Genomic DNA, 11,317 nt, shown 5'->3' with positions numbered 1-11,317 from the left:
AGGCGGCCGGTCCGCGAGCAGGGCGTGCGGCCGATGTGAGGCGGCGCACTTTGTCAAGCCCCCGTGGACACCGTGCCGCCGCCCGGCGTACGCTCGACCCGTCGGATCCGCAACTCTTCCCTGTCGGAAGAAGAGGCAGGTCAGGCACTCATTACTCGTAATTGATCCACATTACGCAGCGCACTCCGGGGTCGGTGAAAGTCCGAACCGGCGGTTACAGTCCGCGACCCGTCCGCAGCCAGCGGCCGGTTGACCAGGTGAAATTCCTGGACCGACGGTTAAAGTCCGGATGGGAGGCAGTGCGCGGCGGGCAGGCATCGGCACACCGCCGCAGGCGATGCGCGAGGCACCCTTCGAGGTCCCTCCGCACCCCTCTCGGTGCAACCCCCGTTGTCGTGTATCCGCTCATCGTCGTCCCGTACGACAGCCCCGGAGTCCGTGCCCGAAGAGGCAGGAGGACCCCGGTGGCCACCGCGACCGAAGCCGACGCGATGCGACGCGCCATCGCGCTCGCCGCCCGTGCCCTCGGTTCCACCAGTCCCAACCCCGTCGTCGGCTGCGTCGTCCTCGACGCCCGGGGCCGCACGGCCGGTGAGGGCCGGCACCACTACGCCGGGGGCCCGCACGCCGAGGTGAACGCCCTGCGCGCCGCGGCCGACGCCGGCCACGACGTCCGCGGCGGTACCGCGGTCGTCACCCTGGAGCCCTGCAACCACACCGGCCGCACGGGCCCCTGCGCCCAGGCCCTCATCGAGGCCGGCATCGCCCGCGTCGTCTACGCCGTCGCCGACCCGAACCCCACCGCCACCGGAGGCGCCGCCACCCTGGTCGCCGCCGGAGTGGACACCGAGGGCGGGCTGCTCGCCGACGAGGCCGCCGCGGGCAACGCCGCCTGGCTCACCTCGGTGCTGCGCGGCCGGCCGTTCGTGATCTGGAAGTACGCCGCCACCCTCGACGGCCGCAGCGCCGCCGCCGACGGCAGCAGCCGCTGGATCTCCTCCCCGGAGTCCCGCGCCGACGTGCACCGGCTGCGCGCCGAGGCCGACGCCGTCGTGGTCGGCTCCGGCACCCTGCGCGCCGACGACCCCCACCTGGCCGTGCGCGGGATCGCGGACGTCACCCAGCCGCTGCGCGTCGTCGTCGACACCCACGCCACGATCACCCCCGACGCCCGGGTCCTGGACGACGCCGCGCCGACCCTCGTCGCCGTCGGCAGGGACGCCGACACCGGCCACCTGCCCGGCGTCGACACCGTCCGGCTGCCGCACGACAGGACCGGCCTCGACGTCCACACCCTGCTCGCCGAACTCCACGACCGCGGCGTCCGGTCCGTCCTGCTCGAAGGCGGCGCCACGCTCGCCGGGGCCTTCCTGGCCGCCGGAGCCGTCGACCGCGTCGTCGGCTACCTGGCCCCCGCGCTGCTCGGCGCCGGCCCGGCCGCCCTCGGCGACGCCGGAATCGGCACCATCGCCCAGGCGTTGCGGCTGGACGTCACCGACGTCGCCCGGCTGGGCCCCGATCTGCGGATCACCGCCACCCCCACCACTCCCGCCACCGCTCCCGTCACCGAGGAGAACTGAAGTGTTCACCGGAATCGTCGAAGAACTGGGTGAAGTCGTCGCCGTCGAGAACCTCGGCGACGCCTCCCGGTTCCGGCTGCGCGGCCCCGTCGTCACCGAGGACGCCAAGCACGGCGACTCGATCGCCGTCAACGGCGTCTGCCTGACCGTCGTCGAGACCGCCGACGGCACCTTCACGGCCGACGTCATGGCCGAGACCCTGAACCGCTCCAGCCTCGGTGCCCTCGCCCCCGGCTCCCGCGTCAACCTCGAGCGCCCCATGGCCCTCGGCGGGCGCCTCGGCGGCCACCTCGTGCAGGGCCACGTGGACGGCACCGGCACCATCGTCGAGCGCGTGCCCGGCGAGCACTGGGAGATCGTGAAGATCGCCCTCCCGGCGTCCCTGAGCCGCTACGTCGTGGAGAAGGGCTCCATCACCGTCGACGGAGTGAGCCTGACCGTCGTCGACGCGGGCGACGACCACTTCACCGTCAGCCTCATCCCCACCACTCTCGCCCTCACCACCCTCGGCCTCAAGCAGGCCGGCGACCCGGTCAACCTGGAGGTCGACGTCCTCGCCAAGTACGTCGAGCGCCTCCTGGGACAGCGCGGCACCGAGGAGGAACGCGTCGCATGAGCGCCCTCGACTGGCTCAACGGCGAGGCCTTCGCGGCCTTCGGCCAGCACGTCATCTGGTCCGACATGATCGGCAACTCCATCGGCCTCGCCGCCCTCGCCCTCGGCTGGCGGCGCTCCCTGTGGACGTGGCCCGCCCAGTTCCTCTCCGGCGTCATCCTCGTCGCCGCCTACGCCTCGGCCCACCTCAGCGGCGGCATCGGCAAGCAGCTCCTGGTCATCGCCGTCGCCCTGTGGGGCTGGAGGCAGTGGGCCACGGGCAAGCAGACCGCCCAGGACGGCTCCATAGCCGTCCGCTTCGCCACCTGGCGCGAGCGCGCCCTGCTGCTGGGCGGCACCGCCGCCGGCACCCTCGCCGTCGGCTCCCTGTTCACCGCCGTCCCGGAACTGTCCTGGAACCCCTGGCCGGACGCGTACATCTTCGTCGGCACGCTCGCCGCGATGGTCGCCCAGGCCCGGGGGCTCGTGGAGTTCTGGTTCGCCTGGCTGCTCGTCGACGTGGTCGGCGTCCCGCTCGCCTTCGACAGCGGGCTCGCCTTCTCCGGCCTCGTCTACGTCGTCTACCTCGTCCTCGTCCTGTGGGGCATGCGCGACTGGTGGCTCCGCTCCCGTACGAGCCTGGAGCGCGCCACCGTTACGGAAGGAGCAGCGGCATGACCGCCGTGCAGAGCTGGTACACCGACAGCGGTGAGGCCGACGTCCTGGCCCTCGACTCCGTCGAGCGCGCCATCGCCGACATCGCGGCCGGCCGGCCCGTCGTCGTGGTCGACGACGCGGACCGGGAGAACGAGGGCGATCTGATCGTCGCCGCCGAGAAGGTCACCACCGAGATCGTGGCCTTCATGATGAGCGAGTGCCGCGGGCTGATCTGCGTGCCCATGGAGGAGCCCGACATCGAGCGGCTCGACCTGCCGCAGATGGTGGACCGCAACACCGAGTCGATGCGCACCGCCTTCACCGTCTCCGTCGACGCCACCCGCGCCCACGGCACCGACACCGGCATCTCCGCCGCCGACCGGGCCACCACCATCCGGCTGCTCGCCGACCCGGCCGCCGTGCCCGGTGACTTCGTCCGCCCCGGCCACGTCTTCCCGCTGCGCGCCAAGCCCGGCGGCGTCCTCGTCCGCAACGGCCACACCGAGGCCGGCGTCGACCTCGCCCGGCTCGCCGGGCTGCGCCCCGCCGCCGCCATCGTGGAGATCGCGGGCGAGGACGGCGCGATGCTGCGCCTGCCCGAGCTGGTCCCCTTCGCCCGCAAGCACGGCCTGTCGATCATCTCCATCGAGGACCTGATCGCCTACCGCGAGTCCTCCGAGCCCACGGTCCGGCGCGAGGCCGAGACCCGGCTGCCCACCGCCTTCGGCGAGTTCCGCGCGTACGGCTACCGTTCCACCGTGGACGGCGTCGAGCACATCGCGCTCGTCGCCGGTGACCTCGGCGACGGCGAGGACGTGCTGGTGCGCGTCCACTCCGAGTGCCTGACCGGCGACGTCTTCGGCTCGCTGCGCTGCGACTGCGGCCCCCAGCTGCACGCCTCCCTCGAACGAGTGAGTGACGAGGGTCGCGGCGTCGTCCTCTACCTCCGGGGCCACGAAGGACGCGGCATCGGCCTGCTCCCCAAGCTGCGCGCGTACGAACTCCAGGAGGAGGGGCGCGACACGCTCGACGCCAACCTCGAGCTGGGCCTGCCCGCCGACGCCCGCGACTACGCCGCCGGCGCGCAGATCCTCACCGACCTCGGGGTGCGCTCGCTGCGGCTGATGACCAACAACCCCGACAAGACCGCCGCCCTCGTCCGGCACGGCCTGCGGGTCACGGGCCGCGAGCCCATGCCCGTACAGGCCGGCGAGCACAATCTGCGCTACCTGCGGACGAAGCGCGACCGCATGGGCCACGATCTGCCCTGGCTGGACACCGATCGCGTGTCCCCGTGCGGCAACCAGTGATCAGAACACCGACAGAGGAGACAGTCACGTGAGCGGCAAGGGCGCGCCCCAGCTGAGTGTGAAGAACTGCCAGGACCTGCGGGTGGCCGTGATCGCGGCGCAGTGGCACGAGAAGGTGATGGACGGCCTCGTCGACGGCGCCCTGCGCGCCCTGCACGAGCTGGGCATCGACGAGCCGACGCTGCTGCGCGTCCCCGGCAGCTGGGAGCTGCCCGTCGTCGCCAAGGTCCTGGCCGGCCGCGGCTACGACGCCATCGTCGCCCTCGGCGTCGTCATCCGCGGCGGCACCCCGCACTTCGACTATGTGTGCCAGGGAGTGACCCAGGGACTCGCCCAGGTCTCCGTCGACACCGGCGTCCCGGTCGGCTTCGGCCTCCTCACCTGCGACACCGAGGAGCAGGCGCTGGACCGCGCCGGGCTCGACGGCTCGACGGAGGACAAGGGCCACGAGGCGGTCACCGCGGCCGTCTCCACGGCGGTCACCCTGCGCTCGGTGTCCGAGCCCTGGCACTGAGCGGGCGGGGGAGCGGCGTAGGGTAGGACCACCATGTCCAAGAAGACGTTCGAGGAGCTCTTCGCCGAGCTCCAGCAGAAGGCCTCCGGCGACCCCGCCACCTCCCGCACCGCCGAGCTGGTGGGCAAGGGCGTCCATGCCATCGGCAAGAAGGTCGTCGAGGAGGCCGCCGAGGTGTGGATGGCCGCCGAGTACGAGGGCGCCGAGGCCACCGCCGAGGAGATCTCCCAGCTGCTGTACCACCTTCAGGTGATGATGGTGGCCCGTGGGATCTCCCTCGACGACGTATACGCTCATCTCTGACCGGCAGTAGCTCTTCAACGCCTCCTTCCGGTTCATCCGACTCGTTCGACATCTCCGAACACAACAAACCCACGCACGAAGGAAAACGACCTCATGCTGCGCATCGCCGTTCCCAACAAGGGTTCTCTCTCCGAGCCTGCGTCGGCGATGCTCCATGAGGCCGGCTACCGCCAGCGCAAGGACCGCAGGGAACTCGTCCTCGTCGACGCCGCCAACGAGGTCGAGTTCTTCTTCCTGCGCCCGCGCGACATCGCGGTCTACGTGGGCTCCGGCAAGCTCGACATCGGCATCACCGGCCGCGACCTGCTGCTCGACTCCGGCTCCACGGCCGAGGAGATCATGCAGCTCGGCTTCGCGGGCTCGACCTTCCGCTACGCCACCCGCCCGGGCACGGCCAAGGACGTCAGCGAGTTCGGCGGCATGACGATCGCCACCTCCTTTGCCGGACTGGTCACCAAGCACCTTGCCGACAACGGCGTCGACGCCTCCGTCGTCCACCTGGACGGCGCCGTCGAGACGGCCATCCAGCTCGGCGTCGCCGAGATCATCGCCGATGTCGTCGAGACCGGCACCACCCTGCGCAACGCCGGGCTGGAGATCATCGGCGAGCCGATCCTGAAGTCCGAGGCCGTGGTCATCCGCCGCGTGGGCGCCCCGGCCGACGACCCCAAGGTCCAGCAGTTCCTCCGCCGGATGCAGGGCGTCCTCGTCGCCCGGCGCTACGTGATGATGGACTACGACATCCGCGTCGAGCACGTGGAGCGCGCGGTCGCCCTCACCCCCGGCCTGGAGTCGCCGACCGTCTCCCCGCTGCACCACGAGGGCTGGGTCGCGGTCCGCTCCATGGTTCCGGCCCAGGACGCCCAGCGCATCATGGACGAGCTGTACGACCTGGGCGCCCGCGCCATCCTCACCACGGGCATCCACGCCTGCCGCCTCTGACCGAACAGCGCCGTCCGCCCAGGCCGTCCGCCCAGGAAGAAACGTACGAGTGTCCACCCCCGCGTCCCCGAACGCCCTGCCCGAGCTGCCCGTCACCTTCCGCCCGACCCGCACCCGGGTCGTGCTGCTGACCATCGGCGTCGCCCTGCTCGTCGTGCTCACGGCGGTCTCGCTCCTGCTGAAGACGTTCACCGCGGGGGACCGGGCCTCGTTCATCGGGACCGGGGCGCTGGTCCTCGCCGTCCTCACGCTGCTCAGCCGCCCCAAGGTGGTCGCCACCGAGAGCGGCGTCACCGTGGTCAACCTGACCACGACCCGGCGGCTGGCCTGGGCCCAGATCGTGCGCGTCAACCTGCGCCGCGGCGACCCGTGGGTGCACCTCGACCTCGCCGACGGCACCAGCATGCCCGCCATGGGCATCCAGCCGGGCATGGCCCGCGAGCAGGCCGTCGCCGACGCCCGCGCGCTGCGCGCCCTGGTCGAGGCGCACGGCAGCGGAGCGTCCGATACCTGACGGCACCCGAACCTCACAGGGCGCCTGCCCGCCCCGCAGACCGGTTCCTTGATTACTCTGGTGCCACGGGCACACACGTGCCCCGCCCCGCACCGGGGCACCTGCGAACCGAGGAGTGACTGACTCCGGCAATGGACGGACCGTCCTGTAGTACCTGCGCCGCCCCCCACAGCGAGGCGGCGTCATGAGTATCACCGTGTCTCTGCTGCTGCTCGCGGCAGCCCTTCTCCTCATCCTGGCGAACGGCTTCTTCGTCGCCGCCGAGTTCGGCCTGGTGACCGTCGAGAAGCCGGAGGCCGAACGTGCCGCCGCCGACGGCGACCACCGGGCCCGCACCGTGGTCGAGTCCCTGCGCGAACTCTCCTTCCAGCTCTCGGGCACCCAACTGGGCATCACCATCACCTCCTTGGTGGTCGGCATGCTCGCCGAGCCCGCGCTCGGCCGGCTGCTCACCGGGCCCTTCACCGCCGCCGGCCTGCCGGACGGCGCCGCGCCGGGCGCCGCGGTGGTCACCGGCATGCTGCTGGCCTCCGCCGTGCAGATGGTCGTCGGCGAGCTGGTCCCCAAGAACTGGGCGGTCTCCCGGCCGCTTCAGGTCGCGCGCTTCGTGGCCGGCCCGCAGAGCGTCTTCGCGCACTTCTTCCGGCCCGTGATCACCCTGCTCAACGCGGTCGCCAACCGGCTCGTACGGGCCCTGGGCGTGGAGCCCGCCGAGGAGCTGGCCTCCGCCCGCACGCCCGGCGAACTCGTCTCGCTCGCCCGGCACTCGGCCCGGGCCGGCGCCCTGGAACAGGACACCGCGGACCTCTTCGTCCGGACCCTCTCGCTCGGCGGCCTGACCGCCCAGCATGTGATGACCCCCCGGGTGAAGGTCAGCGCCCTGCAGTCCACCGCGACCGCAGAGGACGTCCTCAACCTCACCCGTGCCACCGGCCTCTCGCGCTTTCCGGTCTACCGGGAGCGGCTGGACGAGGTCGTCGGCATGGTCCATCTCAAGGACGCGCTCGCCGTGGCGGGCCACGACCGGCTGCGCACGCCCGTCGGGCGGATCGCCATCGCGCCCATGCTCGTCCCCGGCACGCTGCCCGTGCAGCCGCTCCTGGAGCGGCTGCGCAGCGAGCAGCCGATAGCCGTGGTCGTCGACGAGTACGGCGGCACGGCCGGCGTGGTCACGCTGGAGGACATCGTCGAGGAACTCGTCGGCGAGGTCCGCGACGAGCACGACGACGCGGACGCGGCCCGGCCCGAGCTGGCCCCCGCCCCCGGCGAGGACGGCCGCCCCGCCTGGGAGGCCGACGGCGGCTGCCGGGTCGACGCCCTGCGGCGCATCGGCCTGGAGGCGCCCGACGGCCCGTACGAGACCGTCGCCGGACTCGTCGCCGACCTGCTGGGGCGCATTCCGGCCCCCGGGGACACCGCGGAGCTGCCCGGCTGGCGGCTGTCGGTCCGCCGGGTCGGCCACCACCGGGCCGAACGGGTCCGGATCGTCCGTACGAGCAGCACGGCCGCCGCGGCCGCTGCCGGCGGTTCGGCGGGGGAGCGCCGATGAGCGTGCTGCAACTCCTCTTCGCCGCGCTGCTGGTGCTGGCCAACGGGTTCTTCGTGGGCGCCGAGTTCGCCCTGGTCTCCGTGCGCCGCAGCCAGATCGAGCCCAAGGCCGCGGAGGGCTCGGCACGGGCCCGCACCGTTCTGACCGGGCTCGAGAACCTGCCGCAGATGATGGCGGCGGCCCAGTTCGGCATCACCGTCTGCTCGCTGACGCTCGGCGCGGTCGCCGAGCCGACCGTGGCGGAGCTGCTGGAGCCCGCCTTCCACGCGGTGGGGCTGCCCGCGGGGCTGATCCACCCGCTGGGCTATGTGATCGCCCTGGCCCTCGTGGTCTTCCTGCACCTGGTCATCGGCGAGATGGTGCCGAAGAACCTGGCCATGTCCGCCCCCGACCGGGCCGCGCTGTGGCTCGGCCCGGGCCTGGTGACCTTCGCCCGGCTGTGCCGGCCCGTCACCCGGCTGCTCGGCGCCTGCGCGCACGGCGTGCTGCGGCTGTTCCGGGTCGAGCCCAAGGACGAGGTGGAGGCCGTGTTCACCAGCGAGCAGCTGAACCGCCTGGTCGAGGACTCCCGCCAGGCCGGGCTGCTGGAGCCGGAGCAGCAGGAGCGCCTCGAGGACGCCCTGGGGCTGGGCAGCCGGCCGGTGACGGACGTGCTGCTGGACCCGGCGACGCTCGTGACCGTCGACCCGTCGGTCACGCCCCGGCAGGTCGAGGAGCTGACGGTACGGACCGGCTACTCCCGCTTCCCGATATGCGCCTCTCCGGGCGGGACCTTCATGGGGTACCTCCACGTCAAGGACGTCCTCGACCTGGAGGACCGGGAGCGCGCGGTGCCGCAGCGCGTCTGGCGGCGCGTCGAGAGGCTGCGGGCCGAGCTGCCGCTCGACGATGCGCTGACGGTCATGCGGCGGGCGGCCGCGCACCTCGCCGCCGTCGTGGACGCGTCCGGGCGGGTGCTGGGGCTGGTGGCCCTGGAGGACGTGCTGGAGATGCTGGTGGGTGAGGTGCGGGATCCTGCGCACCGGGAGGTGCCGGAGGCACGAATGCCGCAGGGGGAGGGGGCACTGGCGGGCTGAGGCGGTTCCGGCACCGCCGGGTGCGTTCGCGGGGGCTGAGCGCCGCTGCGGCGGAGGGATTTTTCCCCAATCCCGCCCCTTCCCGAAACCGGGGCTCCGCCCCGGACCCCGGGGGTCTGGGGGCCTGCCCCCGGTTTCGGGAAGGGGCGGGATCGGGGAACGCAACTCCGCCGCAACGGCGAGCAACCCCCGCCAACGCACCCGGCGGTGCCGAACCCACCCGAGGCGTCGGCGCGTCACGGCGCCGGATCCTGCGGATCGCGCGCATCCCCCTGGCGGCGCCGGGGTGAGCCCCACCCCGGCCCCGACAGCACCTCCCCGTACGCCTGCATGAGATCCGGCAGCCGCAGCGTCGCCAGATCGTCCCGCGTCGGCGTCCCCGCATACGCCGACAGCCGGAGGTCCCGGTACGCGCAGCTCTTCTCGTACAGGGTGCGGAGGAACCGCCCGTTGCCCAGCTCGTCGATCCAGCCCTGCTCGACCACATGGCCGCTGATGCTGCGCAGCTCCTCCAGGGACTCCTCGTCCCAGCAGTCGCCGTTCTCCGCGGCCAGCACCTCGCCGATGCTGGTGAGTTCGGCGGGACGGTAGCTGGGGAAGTCCACTCGTGTGGTGAAGCGGGAGTGCAGCCCGGGGTTGGCGGCCAGGAGGCGGTCCATGCCCTCGGGGTAGCCGGCCAGGATGACCACGAGGCGGTCGCGGTTGTCCTCCGCGCGCTTGAGCAGCACCTGGAGGGCCTCGTCGCCGTAGGCGTCGCCCTTGCTGTAGCCGGAGTTGGAGAGGCTGTACGCCTCGTCGACGAACAGGACCCCGCCCAGCGCGGAATCGATCAGCTCGTTCGCCTTGACGGCCGTCTGCCCCAGGAACTCGCCGACCAGATCGGCCCGCTGGGCCTCGACCAGATGGTCGCCGCCGAGCAGCCCCAGCGCGTAGAAGACCCGGCCGAGGATCCGGGCGACGGTGGTCTTCCCGGTGCCGGAGGGACCGGAGAAGACGAAGTGGCGCTTGGGAGGCTGGACGGGCAGCCCCTGGCCGGCCCGCAGCCGGGCCATGTGCAGCTGTGCGGACAGCGCCCGCACCTGCCGCTTGACGGGCTCCAGGCCGACCATGCGCTCCAGCTCGGCCAGCGCCTTGGCGAGCAGGACGGGGTCGGAGCGGCCCGGCAGCGGCGCCGCGCCCGGCTGCGCCGGCAGCCGGAACTTCTCGCGCACGCCGTCCGCCTCGACCGGGGCGCTTCCGGCCGTCTCCGGGTCGGTGCCGGTGAGCACGTCGAGGGGGTCGGGGGAGGACAGAGGGGCCGGGTCGGTGGCCGGATCGGGAGGCTCCGGGACGGCGCCGCCCACGGGCACCGTGGTCAGGTCCACGGGGTCGTCCAGGCCGTCGCCGTCCCCGTCGGCGATGGCGGTCAGCCGGGCCGAGGTGTCCATGAAGGTGGGGTCCACGCGGTGCACCGCGCGGTAGAGGGGGAGCGCGGCGGCGCTGCGGCCGGTGCCCTCGTGGGCGCGCGCCAGCCAGTAGCGCAGCTCCTTGCGCTGCGGCTGCTCGCTGCGGCAGCGCATCAGCGCGGCGGCGAGCAGCGGTTCCGCCTGCCCGTACATCTCCAGGCGGACCCGGGCCATGCCGCCGAAGAGCCCGGCCTCGATGCCCAGCAGCGGATCGTTCAGCAGCGGCTCGGTGTGGCGCACGAGCTGCTCCCAGTCCTTGACGAGATAGGCGCGGCAGGCGTGGAGGAAACGGACGTGCGGGTCCGTCTCCACCGGCGGGCAGCCGGCGAGCGCCCGGTCCAGCTCGGGGACGTGCCGCCCGTCCAGCCAGTGGGACGCGTGTGCGAGCAGCAGGTCACGGCCGGTCTCCAGGACCGGCTGGACCCACCAGCCCAGCCAGTACCACGAGTTGAGCGGGCGCCGGTGGCGGGCGCGCTGCTCGCCGAAGCGGTCCCGGTGCCGGTACATGCGCAGCAGCGCGGTGGTGGTCTCGGCGCGCAGCGCGTGCAGGCCGAGCCAGGCGTCCGCCATTCCCGGGTCGACGCGCACGGCTGCCCGGAACTCCTCCTCGGCCTGGGTGTACGCGCCCATGGTGTAGGCGTCGACGGCGCGCAGCCAGGCGAGATCGGCCGGGGCGGGTGGGCCCTGCATGCCGAGATCCATCACGTCCCCCACAAACCTGCCCCCGTAGCGTGCCTGCCGCCGGGCGAGTGCCTTGGCCGTGCCGTTCCGAACCGCTGTGCTGTGGACGGGAGTTGACCAGTGTGTGCCGGTGCACCCTGCCGCGGCGGCCC

General features: G+C 72.9%; 11 protein-coding genes and 1 riboswitch. Of the genes, 10 read left to right on the top strand and 1 reads right to left on the bottom strand.

Translation table 11 applies throughout. The features are described 5' to 3' along the window. The first annotated feature begins 176 nt into the window (after positions 1-176). A riboswitch (FMN riboswitch) is annotated at positions 177-307 on the top strand. A gap of 157 nt (positions 308-464) precedes the next feature. From ribD to AC1Z4A_RS03710, 10 genes are all read left to right on the top strand, one after another. Next, positions 465-1,580: a bifunctional diaminohydroxyphosphoribosylaminopyrimidine deaminase/5-amino-6-(5-phosphoribosylamino)uracil reductase RibD gene (gene ribD / locus AC1Z4A_RS03755; protein ID WP_483676389.1), complete on the top strand. Its 1,116-nt coding sequence runs from the start codon at positions 465-467 to the stop codon at positions 1,578-1,580. A gap of 1 nt (position 1,581) precedes the next feature. Then, positions 1,582-2,196, top strand: coding sequence for a riboflavin synthase (locus AC1Z4A_RS03750; protein WP_483676388.1), 615 nt, complete (start codon positions 1,582-1,584; stop codon positions 2,194-2,196). Further along, entirely contained in the window at positions 2,193-2,852 is a 660-nt protein-coding gene (locus tag AC1Z4A_RS03745; RefSeq protein WP_483676387.1) for a nicotinamide mononucleotide transporter family protein, read from the top strand. Before AC1Z4A_RS03750 ends, AC1Z4A_RS03745 begins: the two co-directional genes overlap by 4 nt. Further along, the gene (locus AC1Z4A_RS03740; protein WP_483676386.1) at positions 2,849-4,141 is read left to right on the top strand and encodes a bifunctional 3,4-dihydroxy-2-butanone-4-phosphate synthase/GTP cyclohydrolase II; all 1,293 of its coding nucleotides are present in this window, start codon (positions 2,849-2,851) and stop codon (positions 4,139-4,141) included. Before AC1Z4A_RS03745 ends, AC1Z4A_RS03740 begins: the two co-directional genes overlap by 4 nt. A 28-nt stretch (positions 4,142-4,169) precedes the next feature. Beyond that, positions 4,170-4,655 carry a 6,7-dimethyl-8-ribityllumazine synthase gene (ribH, locus tag AC1Z4A_RS03735; RefSeq protein WP_483676385.1) on the top strand — a complete coding sequence of 162 codons (486 nt, stop codon included), beginning with the start codon at positions 4,170-4,172 and terminating at the stop codon, positions 4,653-4,655. 33 nt (positions 4,656-4,688) lie between these two features. Further along, positions 4,689-4,958: a phosphoribosyl-ATP diphosphatase gene (locus AC1Z4A_RS03730; protein ID WP_071963644.1), complete on the top strand. Its 270-nt coding sequence runs from the start codon at positions 4,689-4,691 to the stop codon at positions 4,956-4,958. 93 nt (positions 4,959-5,051) lie between these two features. Next, on the top strand, positions 5,052-5,900 hold the full coding sequence (hisG, locus tag AC1Z4A_RS03725) for an ATP phosphoribosyltransferase (RefSeq protein WP_483676384.1): 849 nt from the start codon (positions 5,052-5,054) through the stop codon (positions 5,898-5,900). 49 nt (positions 5,901-5,949) lie between these two features. Continuing rightward, entirely contained in the window at positions 5,950-6,414 is a 465-nt protein-coding gene (locus AC1Z4A_RS03720) for a PH domain-containing protein (protein ID WP_483676383.1), read from the top strand. Positions 6,415-6,604: 190 nt separating this feature from the next. Further along, on the top strand, positions 6,605-7,963 hold the full coding sequence (locus tag AC1Z4A_RS03715) for a hemolysin family protein (RefSeq protein ID WP_483683494.1): 1,359 nt from the start codon (positions 6,605-6,607) through the stop codon (positions 7,961-7,963). Further along, a complete protein-coding gene (locus AC1Z4A_RS03710; protein ID WP_483676382.1) occupies positions 7,960-9,039 on the top strand; it encodes a hemolysin family protein in 1,080 nt (359 codons plus the stop codon). Before AC1Z4A_RS03715 ends, AC1Z4A_RS03710 begins: the two co-directional genes overlap by 4 nt. 236 nt (positions 9,040-9,275) lie before the next feature. Here AC1Z4A_RS03710 and AC1Z4A_RS03705 read toward each other — a convergent pair whose 3' ends face one another. Further along, positions 9,276-11,186 carry an AAA family ATPase gene (locus AC1Z4A_RS03705; RefSeq protein WP_483676381.1) on the bottom strand — a complete coding sequence of 637 codons (1,911 nt, stop codon included), beginning with the start codon at positions 11,184-11,186 and terminating at the stop codon, positions 9,276-9,278. Between the last annotated feature and the right edge of the window lie 131 nt (positions 11,187-11,317).

The sequence above is a fragment of the Streptomyces sp. 17_S59 genome, assembly GCF_056930295.1.
Note: the sequence above shows the minus strand (reverse complement) of the source record. Positions and strands in the feature narration are given on the sequence as shown.